The organism is Methyloversatilis sp. NSM2 (assembly GCF_038066675.1).
Classification (GTDB): Bacteria; Pseudomonadota; Gammaproteobacteria; order Burkholderiales; family Rhodocyclaceae; genus Methyloversatilis; species Methyloversatilis discipulorum_A.
This window is the reverse complement of record NZ_JBBUKV010000001.1, coordinates 44,768-58,099: the sequence shown is the minus strand read 5'-3', so window position 1 is coordinate 58,099 and position 13,332 is coordinate 44,768. Positions and strand designations below refer to the sequence as shown.

Annotated in this window: 14 protein-coding genes; 10 read left to right on the top strand and 4 right to left on the bottom strand. The window is 66.3% G+C overall.

The annotated features are described in order from the left end of the window. Nucleotides 1-6: 6 nt before the first annotated feature. The 4 genes from ntrC to glnA all read right to left on the bottom strand — a co-directional run bounded on the left by ntrC (nt 7) and on the right by glnA (nt 4,638). The gene (gene ntrC / locus WJU27_RS00255; protein WP_019917186.1) at nt 7-1,422 is read right to left on the bottom strand and encodes a nitrogen regulation protein NR(I); all 1,416 of its coding nucleotides are present in this window, start codon (nt 1,420-1,422) and stop codon (nt 7-9) included. After that, a complete protein-coding gene (glnL, locus tag WJU27_RS00250) occupies nt 1,419-2,510 on the bottom strand; it encodes a nitrogen regulation protein NR(II) (RefSeq protein WP_020165541.1) in 1,092 nt (363 codons plus the stop codon). Before glnL ends, ntrC begins: the two co-directional genes overlap by 4 nt. Nucleotides 2,511-2,567: 57 nt before the next feature. Then, a complete protein-coding gene (locus WJU27_RS00245; protein ID WP_020165542.1) occupies nt 2,568-3,047 on the bottom strand; it encodes a DUF4124 domain-containing protein in 480 nt (159 codons plus the stop codon). Nucleotides 3,048-3,225: 178 nt separating this feature from the next. Next, a complete protein-coding gene (glnA, locus tag WJU27_RS00240) occupies nt 3,226-4,638 on the bottom strand; it encodes a type I glutamate--ammonia ligase (protein WP_020165543.1) in 1,413 nt (470 codons plus the stop codon). 353 nt (nt 4,639-4,991) lie between these two features. Here glnA and WJU27_RS00235 point away from each other — a divergent pair, with 353 nt between their 5' ends. The 10 genes from WJU27_RS00235 to WJU27_RS00190 all read left to right on the top strand — a co-directional run bounded on the left by WJU27_RS00235 (nt 4,992) and on the right by WJU27_RS00190 (nt 13,322). Next, entirely contained in the window at nt 4,992-5,441 is a 450-nt protein-coding gene (locus tag WJU27_RS00235) for a rhodanese-like domain-containing protein (protein WP_020165545.1), read from the top strand. A 20-nt stretch (nt 5,442-5,461) separates the two neighbouring features. Beyond that, nucleotides 5,462-6,568 (top strand): quinolinate synthase NadA, encoded by a 1,107-nt coding sequence (gene nadA / locus WJU27_RS00230; protein WP_020165546.1) that lies wholly within the window; start codon nt 5,462-5,464, stop codon nt 6,566-6,568. Between the two features lie 10 nt (nt 6,569-6,578). Continuing rightward, nucleotides 6,579-7,064, top strand: coding sequence for a hypothetical protein (locus tag WJU27_RS00225; protein ID WP_019917177.1), 486 nt, complete (start codon nt 6,579-6,581; stop codon nt 7,062-7,064). Next, nucleotides 7,061-7,813: an endonuclease/exonuclease/phosphatase family protein gene (locus tag WJU27_RS00220; RefSeq protein ID WP_020165547.1), complete on the top strand. Its 753-nt coding sequence runs from the start codon at nt 7,061-7,063 to the stop codon at nt 7,811-7,813. The genes WJU27_RS00225 and WJU27_RS00220 overlap by 4 nt, the downstream gene beginning before the upstream one ends. Further along, nucleotides 7,810-8,985 carry a cardiolipin synthase ClsB gene (gene clsB / locus WJU27_RS00215; protein ID WP_020165548.1) on the top strand — a complete coding sequence of 392 codons (1,176 nt, stop codon included), beginning with the start codon at nt 7,810-7,812 and terminating at the stop codon, nt 8,983-8,985. Before WJU27_RS00220 ends, clsB begins: the two co-directional genes overlap by 4 nt. 44 nt (nt 8,986-9,029) lie before the next feature. After that, nucleotides 9,030-9,365, top strand: coding sequence for a PepSY domain-containing protein (locus WJU27_RS00210; RefSeq protein WP_341420771.1), 336 nt, complete (start codon nt 9,030-9,032; stop codon nt 9,363-9,365). 1 nt (nt 9,366) lies between these two features. Then, nucleotides 9,367-10,041 (top strand): response regulator transcription factor, encoded by a 675-nt coding sequence (locus WJU27_RS00205; protein ID WP_341420770.1) that lies wholly within the window; start codon nt 9,367-9,369, stop codon nt 10,039-10,041. After that, nucleotides 10,038-11,408 (top strand): ATP-binding protein, encoded by a 1,371-nt coding sequence (locus WJU27_RS00200; protein ID WP_341420769.1) that lies wholly within the window; start codon nt 10,038-10,040, stop codon nt 11,406-11,408. Before WJU27_RS00205 ends, WJU27_RS00200 begins: the two co-directional genes overlap by 4 nt. Beyond that, on the top strand, nt 11,405-11,722 hold the full coding sequence (locus WJU27_RS00195; protein ID WP_020165552.1) for a PepSY domain-containing protein: 318 nt from the start codon (nt 11,405-11,407) through the stop codon (nt 11,720-11,722). The genes WJU27_RS00200 and WJU27_RS00195 overlap by 4 nt, the downstream gene beginning before the upstream one ends. Before the next feature lie 97 nt (nt 11,723-11,819). Further along, a complete protein-coding gene (locus tag WJU27_RS00190; RefSeq protein ID WP_341420768.1) occupies nt 11,820-13,322 on the top strand; it encodes a CoA-acylating methylmalonate-semialdehyde dehydrogenase in 1,503 nt (500 codons plus the stop codon). The last annotated feature ends 10 nt before the right edge of the window (nt 13,323-13,332 follow it).

The window sequence follows — 13,332 nt, the reverse complement described above, 5'->3', positions numbered from 1 at the left end:
GCGTCCTCACTCGCTGTCGCCGTCGGCGTCGCGCCCGCCTTCGATGTTCAGCTCCTGGATCTTGCGCGTGATGGTGTTGCGACCGATGCCCAGCAGCTGCGCCGACTCGATGCGGCGGCCGCCGGTACTGGCCAGCGCGCGGCGGATCAGCGTGCGCTCGAACTCCTGCACCAGATGGTCGAACAGCGCCGGCTGCTTCAGCGCGATCAAGCGATCGACCTCGGCAGCGAGCGAAGCGACCCAGTCGCCAGTCACTTCGCGCGCCGGCTGGGCGCGCAGTTCGGCCGGCAGATCCTTCACGTCCACCGTCTGGCCGGGCGCCATGACGGTGAGCCAGTGGCACAGGTTCTCCAGCTGGCGCACGTTGCCGGGGAAATCCAGCCCCTGCAGGTAGCGCATCGCCGGCTCGGACAGGCGCTTGGCATCGACGCCCAGTTCCTGCGCGCTCTTCGTCATGAAGTGCTGGGCCAGCAGCACGATGTCCTCGCGCCGCTCGCGCAGCGGCGGAATGCGCAGCCGGATCACGTTCAGCCGGTGGAACAGATCCTCGCGGAACAGCCCCTGCTTCACCCGGTCTTCGAGGTTCTGGTGGGTAGCCGCAATCACGCGCACATTCGACTTGATCGGCGAATGGCCGCCGACGCGGTAGAAGTGGCCGTCGGACAGCACGCGCAGCAGGCGGGTCTGCAGTTCCGGCGGCATGTCGCCGATTTCGTCGAGGAAGAGCGTGCCGCCGTCGGCCTGTTCGAAGCGGCCGCGTCGGGTTGCGGTAGCGCCGGTGAAGGCGCCGCGCTCGTGGCCGAACAGTTCTGATTCGAGCAGGTCGCGCGGAATGGCCGCGGTGTTGATCGCGATGAAGGGCGCTTCGCGGCGCGGACTGTGCCGGTGCAGCGCGCGCGCCACCAGTTCCTTGCCGGTGCCCGATTCGCCGTTGATCAGCACGGTGGCGTGACTCTGCGCGAGCCGTCCGATGGCGCGAAACACGTCCTGCATCGACGCCGCCTTGCCGAGGATTTCCGGCGCCATGTCGGCTTCGGCCGGCGCCCCACCCTGGTGCATGCTTTCTTCGATTGCACGCCGGACGAGTTCGATCGCGTGATCGACGTCGAAAGGCTTGGGCAGGTATTCGAAGGCCCCGCCCTGGAAGGCGGCGACCGCGCTGTCGAGATCCGAATACGCCGTCATGATGATGACCGGCAGACTGGGGTGACGCGCCTTCACTTTCTCCAGCAGGGACAATCCGGACTCGCCCGGCATGCGGATGTCGGAAACCAGCACCTGCGGCTGGCCGCCGGCATCGAGCGCGTCGAGCGCCTCCTGCGCGGTGGAATAGGCTTCAAAGGGAATGGACTCGCGTGCAAGGGCCTTTTCCAGCACCCATCGTATCGAGCGGTCGTCATCGACGATCCAGACCGGATTCATGGTTTCTCCGTCGTGCCCTGCTTGAAGGGCAGAAGTATTGTGAAAACTGTGTGGCCGGGCCGGCTCTGCACCTCGATGGTGCCGTGGTGCTGGTGCACGAAGCTCTGCGCCAGCGTCAGCCCGAGGCCGGTGCCGCCATCGCGGCCGGACACCAGCGGATAGAAGATGCGATCGAGCAGTTCCTCCGGGATGCCGGGGCCGTTGTCGATCACTTGCAATTCGAGTGCCAGCTTGTGGCGCCGCTTCACCAGCGTGGCCTGACGGTAGGCGCGCGTACGCAGCCGGATCACGCCGTCGCCCTGCATGGCCTGCGCCGCGTTGCGGGCGATGTTGAGTACCACCTGGATCAGCTGTTCGCGGTCGGCCACCAGATCGGGCAGGCTGGTGTCATAGTCGCGCTGCACCGTCACCTTCGGGAATTCGGCACCGATCAGCAGGCGCACACGCTCGAGTACCTCATGCACGCTGACCGAACTGACCTGCATCGCGCGGTGCGAATGCAGCAGCCGGTTCATCAGATCCTGCAGGCGGTCCGATTCCTTGATGATGACCTGCGTGTACTCGCGCTGGTCGGGCCGCTCCAGTTCGCCCTCGAGCAGCTGTGCGGCACCGCGGATACCGCCCAGCGGATTCTTGATTTCATGCGCGAGGTTGCGGATCAGCTCACGGTTGGCCTGTTGCTGCTGCAGCAGCTGTTCCTCGCGCGCAACGCGCAGTTGCTGGTCGATAGGCCGGAACTCGAGCAGGATGCGAGCGGCATCGGCATGTACCGGCGACACCGTGCAGTCGAGCTGCAGCGGACCGCCGAGCAGACGCTGCACCGTGAGGTTGTGGCCGGTATAGCTCCAGTCCTTGGCCAGCGCATTGTCCAGCGCCGTGTCCAGGCCGTGCTCGGGGCCGATCAGGCGTTCGCAGTGCTTGCCGACCAGCTTGGACGAACTGACCGCGAACAGGTTTTCCGCGGCCGGATTCAGATAGACGATGTTGCGTTCCGCGTCGAGCAGCGCGACCGCACTGGCGAGAAGTTCGAGCCCGTTGAAGCGGTCGGGCCAGACGCGGGTGGGGGTACGGGGCGAGGGAAGGCTCATGGCGCCAGATTACGCAAGAAGCGCGCCAGGGCCGATGCGCCGGAGCGTACAGGACGCTCAGGGCAGTTTGGAAATCTCCTTGCGCAGCGCGTCGACGTTGCGTTCGTGCAGAGCGACATTGTCCTTGAGCCCCTGGATGCGATCGAGATACTTCTGGTAGTTGCGCTCATCGCCCAGTCGCACCGCTTCGCCCTCGGTGAGCGCCTTGCGCGCCGCTTCGAGATTCTTCGTTTCGGTGTCGAGCTCGGCTTCGAGTATGCGCCGGCGTTCGCTGTCGCGCGCCTTCTGCTGGTCGCCGCTGACGCTCGGGAAGCCGCCTGACGGGGCTGCCGGCTTGGGCGTAGTCGCCGCCGGCCCGGGCACCGAACTGACGGGCATTTCGCTGGACAGCAGCTTGCAGCCGCGCGCACGCGACTTGTCGTTGGTATAGGTGACGTGACCATCGGCATCGACGCACTTGTAGACGTCAGCCGATGCCGGCAGCGCCGCAAGCGCGGCCGCGGTGGCAATCAGGATGCGGTTGAAACCTCGGAACATGTGGGTCACCAGAACGGATCGGGTCATTGCCGGGCGAGTGTAGGACGCCCGCCCGCGCAGTGACAATGAAAAAGGACGGCAAGTTGCCGTCCTTTTTCTCGGGCCGGAACGCACATGCCGTCCCGACCTTCAACGCCACGCGTGCGGCTTGCGCCGACACGCGTTCCGGAAAACCGGATCAGAGGCTGTAGTACATGTCGAACTCGACCGGGTGGGTCGTCATGCGGGTGCGGTTGACTTCGCCCATCTTCAGCTCGATGTAGGCAGCGATGAAGTCTTCCGAGAACACGCCACCCTTGGTCAGGAAGGCGTGATCGGCTTCCAGCGCGGCCAGGGCTTCGTCCAGGCTGGCGCAGACGGTCGGGATGAGCTTGTCCTCTTCCGGCGGCAGGTCGTACAGGTTCTTGTCGGCCGGGTCGCCCGGGTGGATCTTGTTCTGCACGCCGTCCAGACCCGCCATCATCAGTGCTGCGAAGCACAGGTAGGGGTTGGCCAGCGGATCCGGGAAGCGGGTTTCGATGCGACGGGCCTTGTCCGACGCGACGTGCGGGATACGGATCGAAGCCGAACGGTTGCGTGCCGAGTAGGCCAGCTTGACCGGTGCTTCGTAGTGCGGAACCAGACGCTTGTACGAGTTGGTACCCGGGTTGGTGATCGCGTTCAGCGCCTTGGCGTGCTTGATGATGCCGCCGATGTAGTACAGCGCGAACTCGGACAGGCCGGCGTAGCCGTTGCCCGCGAACAGGTTCTTGCCGTCCTTCCAGATCGACTGGTGAACGTGCATGCCCGAACCGTTGTCACCAACGATGGGCTTGGGCATGAAGGTCGCGGTCTTGCCGTAGCTGTGGGCGACGTTGTGCACGATGTACTTCAGCGTCTGCGTCCAGTCGGCGCGGCGGACCAGCGTGTTGAACTTGGTGCCGATCTCGTTCTGGCCGGCGGTCGCCACTTCGTGGTGATGCACTTCGACCGGGATGCCGACGGCTTCCAGTGCCAGCACCATGGCGGCACGGATGTCGTTGTGCGAATCGACCGGCGGAACCGGGAAGTAGCCGCCCTTCACGGCCGGACGGTGACCGGTGTTGCCGCTCTCGAACTTCTCGCCCGACGACCAGGCGGCTTCTTCCGAGAAGATCTGAACACGGCAGCCCGACATGTCGATGTTCCACTCGACGCTGTCGAAGATGAAGAATTCGGGTTCCGGACCAAAGTAGGCGGTGTCGCCCAGGCCGGAGGACTTCAGGTAGGCCTCGGCGCGCTTGGCGATCGAGCGCGGGTCACGGTCGTAGCCCTTGCCGTCCGACGGCTCGACCACGTCGCAGCTGATGACCAGCGTGGTTTCGTCGAAGAACGGGTCGATGAAGGCGGTTTCCGGATCCGGCATCAGCAGCATGTCGGAAGCCTGGATGCCCTTCCAGCCGGCGATCGACGAACCATCAAACGCGTGACCTTCGGTGAACTTGTCTTCGCCGAACGCGCTGATGGGCACGCCGACGTGCTGTTCCTTGCCACGGGTGTCGGTGAAACGGAAGTCGACGAACTTGACTTCCTTTTCCTTGATGATGTCGAGAACCTGCTTCGCGGTGGTCATGAATCTCTCCTACGAGGTATGTATGTGCAACAGTCGGCTTGAAGGGTCACGACGAGCCGCCACCGGTGTCTGGCGACAGCTCCGGCGCAGCCACGGCAAACGACCCTGTCGAGGGTACGCCCTGGCTGCGACTTTTCCTGCTGCGCGGCCTGAAGCAGAACCCGTGCCACGCGATCATTTCAACCTTGTGATTGTGCCACATGCGGGCTTGCGGCCGGTGACATGCACAAAACAGGCGCAGCAATGCACCAATACGGGGATATCGACAAACGCAGCGCACCACTTCGGTGCTTGCCTGCCCACGGGAAAGGCGCGCTATATACTTCTGCCCATTCAATAGATGGGCGCACGCCATGGCAACACTCGGACAAATCCTCGGACTCGCGCGCGAGCGCGCGCAGCAGCTGCAACTGCCCTATGCAGGCGCGGTCACACCGGCCGAAGCATACGAACTGTTGAAACTGGCCCCCGGCGCCCGCATCGTTGACGTGCGCACGTCGGCCGAATGGCAATGGGTGGGCGAGGTGCCGGATTCGGTGCAGATCGAATGGAATATGTCCAACGGTCAGCGCAATCCCGATTTCCTGACCCAGCTGAAGCACCAGGTCGATCCGGAGGCGCTGGTCATGTTCCTGTGCCGCAGCGGCGGACGTTCGCACGGCGCGGCCGCGGCCGCCGCCGAAGCCGGTTACAGCAACGCCTACAACATCCTCGAAGGCTTCGAGGGTGACGCCGACGCCAACGGCCACCGCAATACGGTCGGCGGCTGGCGCAAGGCCGGACTGCCCTGGCACCAGGGCTGAACGCAGTTCAAGGACACCCCATGCAAGTCGCCACCATCAGTTTCGACCGCTTCAACACACTTGCCGACGAACAGGCGCAGGCGCGCATCCTCGCCGCGCGCGAAAAGCTGGGCAAGCGCGCGGTCATCCTCGGTCACCACTACCAGCGCGAGGATGTGTATCGCCACGCCGATCTGACCGGCGACTCGCTCAAGCTGTCGCGTCTGGCCAGCCAGACCGACGCCGAATACATCGTGTTCTGCGGCGTGCACTTCATGGCCGAGGTGGCGGACATCATGTCCAAGCCGGAGCAGATCGCCATCCTGCCCGACCTCGCCGCCGGCTGTTCGATGGCCGACATGGCCAACCTCGCCAAGGTCGAACGCTGCTGGCGCGAACTGCGCGGCCTGCTCGGCGACGACCCGGACAACACCTTCACGCCGGTCACCTACATCAACTCGGCGGCCGATCTGAAGGCCTTCTGCGGCGAGCACGGCGGCATCGTGTGCACCTCGTCGAACTGCGGCAGCATTCTCGAATGGTCGCTGGCGCGGCGCGAGAAGGTGCTGTTCTTCCCCGACCAGCATCTGGGCCGCTGGACTGGCTACAACATGGGCATTCCGCTTGAGGACATGCTGGTGTGGGACCCCGACCTGGAGAACGGCGGCCTCACCGCCGAACAGGTGGCGAAGGCGAAGATCCTGCTGTGGAAGGGTCACTGTTCGGTGCACCAGATGTTCCAGCCCTCGCACATCCTGCGCTGGCGCAACCAGAATCCGGACGGCATCGTCATCTCCCACCCGGAAAGCGCTTTCGAGGTGTGCCGCCAGTCGGATTTCGTCGGCTCGACCGAATACATCTTGAAGACGGTGAAGGCCGGCGCGCCCGGCACCAAGTGGCTGGTCGGCACCGAACTGAATCTGGTGAACCGTCTCGCCGACGAGGTGAAGCACGAGGGCAAGACGGTGCAGTTCATGGCGCCCACCGTGTGCATGTGCTCGACCATGCAGCGTATCGACCCGCAGCATCTGGCGTGGACGCTGGAAAACCTGGTCGAGGGCAATGTCGTGAATCGCATCAGCGTGCCGGCGCACGAAGCCGTGCCCGCCAAGCTCGCGATGGACCGCATGCTGGCCGCCTCGCCATAAGGTCTTCCTCATGGACTGGATGCAGGCCTGGGAACTTGCCAGCTATGTCGTGACGACACTGGGCCTGCCGCTTGCCGTCATCACCTTCATCTATCAGCAGCGGCGCGAGCGCGACAACGAAGACGAAGAGGCGTACCAGATGCTGTCTGACGCCTACATCGACTTCCTGAAGATCGTGCTCGCCAACCCCGACCTGCCGCTGCGCGAGAACCATGCGCCAGAACAGCTCAGCGAAGAGCAGCGCCGGCGCATGCAGACCATCCACCAGATGCTCATTTCGCTGTTCGAGCGCGCCTATCTGGTCGCCTGGACCGACGAGCCCGACGGGCTGGCTGCTCGGCGCTGGGCCTCGTGGGACGACTATATGCGCGAGTGGCTGGCGCGCGACGCCTTCCATGCCGAACTGCTGATGCTGCTGCGCGGCGAGGACCCGGCATTCTGCCGCCACATGTTGAAGCTGGCCGACGAAGTGCGCGGCCACCCGCTCACCTCATGACCGAACTGCGCATCTGCACCTGGAACATCCACAAGGGTTTTTCGCAGTTCAATCGCCGCATGGTGATCCACGAACTGCGCGAGCGCCTGCACGCGTTCGGCGCCGATCTGGTGTTCCTGCAGGAGGTGCAGGGTCAGCACCACGGTCACGCCGAGCGCCACGCGGACTGGCCGACCGAGCCGCAGTACGAATTCCTCGCCGACCAGATGTGGCCGGCCACCGCCTACGGCCGCAACGCGGTCTATGACCACGGCCACCACGGCAACGCCATCCTGTCGCGACACCCGATATCGCAGAGCGGCAACGTCGACGTGTCGGCGCATCGCTTCGAACAGCGCGGCCTGCTGCACTGCGTGATCGAACCGGACGGTGCCCACCGCGTGCACGCGCTGTGCGTACACCTCGGCCTGACCGCGCGCGGGCGACGCCAGCAGTACGCGATGCTGGCCGAGCACATCCGTCGCACCATCCCGGCCGAGGACGGCCTCATCGTCGCCGGCGACTTCAACGACTGGTACAACCGGGCCGAAGAGCAATGGTCGCGTGCACTCGGTCTGCATGAAGCGCACAGCGTGATACACGGCCGCCCCGCGCGCAGCTTTCCCGCCGCCTTTCCGCTGCTGCGGCTGGACCGCATCTATGTGCGCGGCGTCGACGTACGCGAGGTGAAGCTGCACTCCGGTCCGCCCTGGTCGCGCGTATCCGATCACGCCGCGCTGACCGCACGTCTGGTCCTGCCGGCGCGATGACCCGTCTGCTGCCTGGCAACGACATCCAGCTGCTGGTCTGCGGCATGCAGTACTTCCCGGCGCTGGAAGAGGCGATCGACCGCGCGCACAGCGAGATCTTCCTCGAAACCTACATCTTCGACGACGACGACACCGGGCGCCGCATCGCCACGGCACTGGCACGCGCGGCACGACGGGGCGTGCGGGTTCGCGTACTGGTCGACGGATTCGGCGCGCGCGACTTCGAGGACACGCATCAGAGCGCGCTCGAAGCCGCTGGCGTGCATGTGCTGATGTTCCGCCCGGAGGTCGGCCGCATGAGCTTCCGCCGCAACCGACTGCGCCGCATGCACCGCAAGATGGTGGTGGTCGACGCGCAGACCGGTTTCGTCGGCGGCATCAACATCATCGACGACATGCACACGCCCGGTCACACGCCGCCGCGCTTCGATTACGCGGTGCGCGTGCGCGGGCCGCTGGTGGCGCGCATGCATCTCGAATGCCAGAAGCTGTGGGAGCGCGTCGCCTGGGCGACGCTGCAGTTCCGGCCACGCCTGCCGCGCACCAGCCGCTACGCCAACCGTCACACCGGGAAGATGCGTGCGGCGCTGCTGGTGCGCGACAACCTGCGCCACCGGCACGACATCGAGAACGCCTACCTGCAGGCGATAGACGGCGCCTTCGAGGAGGTGCTGATCGCCAACGCCTACTTCCTGCCCGGTCGCCGCTTCCGTCAGGCCTTGATCGCCGCCGCCGCGCGCGGCGTCAAGGTGACGCTCATCCTGCAGGGGCGTGTCGAGTACGCGCTGCTGCATTACGCCTCGCAGGCGCTGTATGGCTCGCTGCTGTCGCAGGGCATACGCATTTTCGAGTACCGGCGCAGCTTCCTGCACGCCAAGGCGGCGGTGGTCGACCAGCACTGGGCAACCGTCGGCTCCAGCAACATCGACCCCTTCAGCCTGATGCTGGCGCGCGAAGCCAATATCGTCGTGCACGACATCGGCTTCGCCAACGAACTGCGGCAGAGCCTGCGTGCCGCCGCCCGCCACGGCGGGCGCGAACTGCGGCATCGCCAATGGAAGACCCGCCCGCTGCACGAGCGGCTGCTGCGCTGGATCGCCTACGGCATGGTGCGGCTGATGATCGGTCTGGCCGGCGAACGGGTGAGCCGGCACATGCTGCGCAAGAAATAGCGCGCTTTCAGCATGATTTCAGCTTCGTTCCCTACACTGGGGACATGAACCTGAAACGCATCGCACTGTTCGTACTGCTGCCCGTCACCGCCGTCGTATCCGCCGCCGGTATCGCGCTGCTGCACGCGCCCGACACGCTGGCCGGCGAAGACCACCTCAAGGCGCGCGCACTGAGCCAGCGCGGCGACATCCTGCCGCTGGAGAAGATCGCCGAACGCGCCCGCGCGGAAAAGCCGGGCAAGCTGATCGATATCGAACTCGAACAGAAGAAGGGCATCTGGGTGTATGAAGCCGAGATACTCGACGACGCCGGTCGCGTGTGGGAACTGAAGCTGGATGCACGCACCGGCGCACTGCTGGAAATGGAGCAGGACGACTGACATGCGCCTGTTGCTGGCCGAAGACGACGAAACACTGGTTGCCGGACTGAAGCCGCTGCTCGAACGCGCCGGCTACGCGGTCGACGTCGCGACCGACGGCGTGTTCGCGCAGCTGTCGGCGGAAGCCATCGACTACGACCTCGTGATACTCGATCTCGGTCTGCCGCGGCGCAACGGTGTCGACGTGCTGCGCCAGTGGCGCGACGCGCGGCGCGCGATGCCGGTGGTGGTGCTGACCGCGCGCGACACCTGGCAGGAAAAGGTCGAGGTGCTCAACGCCGGCGCCGACGACTATGTCTGCAAGCCCTTTCACAGCGAGGAACTGCTGGCGCGCATCGCCGCCGTGCTGAAGCGCAGCGCGGCGCGCCGCACGCCGGGCCCGCTCGTGCGCGGCCCACTGCGGCTCGATGAAGCGACGCAGAGCGCCGCACTCGATGGCGGCGCGCTGATAGAACTGAGCAGCATCGAGTTCCGCCTGTTGCGCTGCTTCATGCTGCACGCCGGCCAGGTGCTGTCGCAACAGCGCCTGAACGAACATCTGTACGACCACGCCACCGATCACGACAGCAATGTGATCGAGGCCCACATCACGCGCTTGCGCCGCAAGATAGGCCGCGACTGGATACAGACGCGGCGCGGTCAGGGCTATGTGTTCGACGCTCCGGAGGCGCAGTGAAGTACGCGCTGCGCACCCGTCTTGCCGCCGGCCTGGCGATCAGTTTCGTCATGCTGGCCGGCCTGCAGTGGCTGCTCGCCGGCATCGCCATCGAACGCCTGCTCAAGGCGCAGCTGGCGCAGCGACTGGAGCGCGACGCCGAGAACCTGCTGGCCGCACTCGACGGCGAAGCCGGCGCACCGCTGCAGCTCGACGACGCGCGCGTGGGCGGCGAATACCGACAGCCCTTCTCCGGTCATTACTTCCGCATCGTGATCGACGGCGGTGACGACATTTCGTCGCGCTCGCTGTGGGACGACACGCTGGCCCTGCCGGCCGCCGGCAGCGAACGCATCGCGCAGAGCGAGGCCGCCGGCCCGCAGGGGCAATCGCTGTGGCTGCTGTCGGCGCGCTACGAAAAGCGCGGCCAGTCGGTACGCATACTGGTGGCCGAAGACCTGTCGGCGCTGCGCGCCGGGCTGCGCGAGTGGCATCTTCTTTATGGCGTGCTGACGCTCGCTGTGGTCGCGCTCGTGCTGGCCGTGCAGCAGTGGGTGGTGCGCCGTTCGCTGGCGCCGCTCGATACGCTGCGCGCCCAGATGCAGGCGCTCGAACGCGGCGAGCGCGAGCGCCTCGACGTCGCGCTGCCGGACGAGATCGCGCCGCTGGTCGATCAGTTCAACACGCTGCTCGGCATGCTGCTGCGCCGCTCGCAGCGCTCGCGCGACGCGCTCGGCAACCTGGCGCACGCGCTGAAAACGCGCCTGGCGGTACTGCTGCAGGTCGCCGAGTCGCCGGCGATGGCGGCCCACCCCGAACTGCAGCAGCGCATGACCGACAGCACCGAACTGATGCGCCGCGCCATCGAGCGCGAGCTGCGGCGCGCCCGGCTGATGGGCGGCACCCACCCGGCCCGGCGCAGCGACCTGCGCGATGCCGCCGGACGGCTGGCGGCCACGCTGGCCATCCTGCACGGCGAACGGTCGCCGGACATTGCGCTCGACATGGCCACCGACATCACGCTGGCGATGGACGCGGAAGACCTGATGGAGCTGCTCGGCAACCTGATGGACAACGCCTGCGCCTGGTGCCGCAGCCGCGTGCGACTGTCGGTCGAACGTGGCGCCGACCTCAAGCTGGTGATCGAGGACGACGGCCCGGGCTGCGCGCCCGAACAACTCGAATCGCTCAGCGCGCGCGGCTTCCGCGCCGACGAGACGAAACCGGGCCACGGCCTCGGCCTGTCCATCGTGCGCGACCTGGTCGACAGCTATGGCGGCGCACTCGAGTTCGGACCGTCACCGGTCCTCGGCGGACTGCGCGTCACCGTGCATCTGCCGGCACGCATGGCGCTTGATGCGCCCTCAACCGAAGGAGAACGGACATGAAGAAAGCCCTGATCGCGACAACCACCCTGCTCGCCGCCCTGCTCACGCCGCCGGTCTTCGCCGACGACGACGATCTGCCGAAGATGCGTGCCATCGCCGAGGCGATGAAGCTGATTTCGCTGGAGGAGGCGACCGCCAAGGCGCTCGCCGCCAAGCCGGGCACGGTGATCGAAGCCGACCTCGAACGCCGCTTCATGAGCGACGACTACGACTACGAGTTCGAACTGATAGACACCGCGGGCAAGGAATGGGACGTGCACATCAACGCACGCGACGGTTCGGTGCGCTCGATGCGGCGCGACTGGTTCGACTGAGCGCTCGACCGGCGGGCGGACGTCCTGCCGCAGTGCACGCTGACCGGCCGTATGCGCTGGCGCACAATACCGGTTTTCAACGCAGGCTCCGAAACCGATGAACGCGCCCACCGATACCCTCACCCACTGGATAGACGGCCAGCGCAGCGCGCTGGACAGCACGCGCAGCGCCGACGTGTTTGACCCGGCGCACGGGCGGGTGGCGCGGCAGGTGCTGCTGGCCTCGGACGCCGACGTCGGCCGTGCAGTCGCCAGTGCCGCTGCCGCCCAACCGGCCTGGGGCGCACTGGCACCGCAACGACGGGCACGCGTGCTGTTCCGGATGAAGGAACTGGTCGAGCGGCACAGCGCCGACATCGCGCGACTGATCACACGCGAGCACGGCAAGACCTTCCCGGACGCGCAGGGCGAGGTGCAGCGCGGGCTGGAAGTGATCGAATTCGCCTGCGGCATTCCGCAGTTGCTCAAGGGGCAATACTCCGATCACGTCGGCGGCGGCATCGCCAACTGGAGCCAGCGCATGCCGCTCGGTGTGGTCGCCGGCATCACGCCGTTCAACTTCCCCTTCATGGTGCCGATGTGGATGGCGCCGGTGGCGCTGGCCTGCGGCAACAGCTTCATCCTGAAGCCGTCGGAACGCGACCCGTCGCCGTCGCTGCTGACCGCCGAACTGTTCCGCGACGCCGGCCTGCCGGACGGCGTGTTCAACGTGCTGCAGGGCGACCGCGTCGCGGTCGATGCGCTGCTCGCGCACCCGGACGTGCGCGCGGTGAGTTTCGTCGGCTCAACCCCGATCGCCCGCCACATCTTTGAAACCGCAGCGAGGCACGGCAAGCGCGCACAGGCGCTGGGTGGCGCCAAGAACCATATGGTGGTGATGCCGGATGCCGACCTCGACCAGGCGGCCGACGCGCTGATCGGTGCCGCCTACGGCTCCGCTGGCGAACGCTGCATGGCGATCTCGGTCGCGGTCGCGGTCGGCGACATCGCCGACGCTCTGGTCGAGGCAGTGCGCACGCGCGCGCAGAAGCTGAACATCGGCGACGGCGAAGCCGACGGCACCGACATGGGTCCGGTGGTGACCGCCGCCCACCGAGAACGCATCGTGTCGCTGATCGACGCCGGCGTGGCCGAGGGCGCGCAGCTGGTGCTCGACGGTCGCCGTCACACGGTGGCCGGCCGCGAACAGGGATACTTCCTCGGCGCCACGCTGTTCGATCGCGTCACGCCGGCGATGCGCATCTGGAAGGAAGAGATCTTCGGCCCGGTGCTGTGCGTCGTCCGCGCCGCAAACCTGGCTGATGCGATCGCGCTGGTGAACAGTCACGAGTATGGCAACGGCGTGTCGCTCTACACGCGCGACGGCGCCGCCGCACGCGAATTCGGCCAGCGCATCGAAGCGGGCATGGTAGGCATCAACGTCCCGATCCCGGTGCCGATGGCCTGGCATTCCTTCGGCGGCTGGAAGCAGAGCCTGTTCGGCGACCTGCACGCCTACGGCGAAGAAGGCGTGCGCTTCTACACCCGCTACAAGAGCATCATGCAGCGCTGGCCGGACAGTGGCTCGAAGGGGCCGGAATTCGTGATGCCGGTGAACTGAGCGCTCAGGC

Coding starts and splice junctions, on each gene's coding strand:
- glnA (WP_020165543.1), bottom strand. CDS start 4,638: ATGACCACCGCGAAGCAGGTTCTCGACATCATCAAGGAAAAGGAAGTC.
- WJU27_RS00220 (WP_020165547.1), top strand. CDS start 7,061: ATGACCGAACTGCGCATCTGCACCTGGAACATCCACAAGGGTTTTTCG.
- WJU27_RS00245 (WP_020165542.1), bottom strand. CDS start 3,047: ATGTTCCGAGGTTTCAACCGCATCCTGATTGCCACCGCGGCCGCGCTT.
- WJU27_RS00225 (WP_019917177.1), top strand. CDS start 6,579: ATGGACTGGATGCAGGCCTGGGAACTTGCCAGCTATGTCGTGACGACA.
- WJU27_RS00235 (WP_020165545.1), top strand. CDS start 4,992: ATGGCAACACTCGGACAAATCCTCGGACTCGCGCGCGAGCGCGCGCAG.
- WJU27_RS00195 (WP_020165552.1), top strand. CDS start 11,405: ATGAAGAAAGCCCTGATCGCGACAACCACCCTGCTCGCCGCCCTGCTC.
- clsB (WP_020165548.1), top strand. CDS start 7,810: ATGACCCGTCTGCTGCCTGGCAACGACATCCAGCTGCTGGTCTGCGGC.
- WJU27_RS00210 (WP_341420771.1), top strand. CDS start 9,030: ATGAACCTGAAACGCATCGCACTGTTCGTACTGCTGCCCGTCACCGCC.
- nadA (WP_020165546.1), top strand. CDS start 5,462: ATGCAAGTCGCCACCATCAGTTTCGACCGCTTCAACACACTTGCCGAC.
- ntrC (WP_019917186.1), bottom strand. CDS start 1,422: ATGAATCCGGTCTGGATCGTCGATGACGACCGCTCGATACGATGGGTG.
- WJU27_RS00205 (WP_341420770.1), top strand. CDS start 9,367: ATGCGCCTGTTGCTGGCCGAAGACGACGAAACACTGGTTGCCGGACTG.
- WJU27_RS00190 (WP_341420768.1), top strand. CDS start 11,820: ATGAACGCGCCCACCGATACCCTCACCCACTGGATAGACGGCCAGCGC.
- glnL (WP_020165541.1), bottom strand. CDS start 2,510: ATGAGCCTTCCCTCGCCCCGTACCCCCACCCGCGTCTGGCCCGACCGC.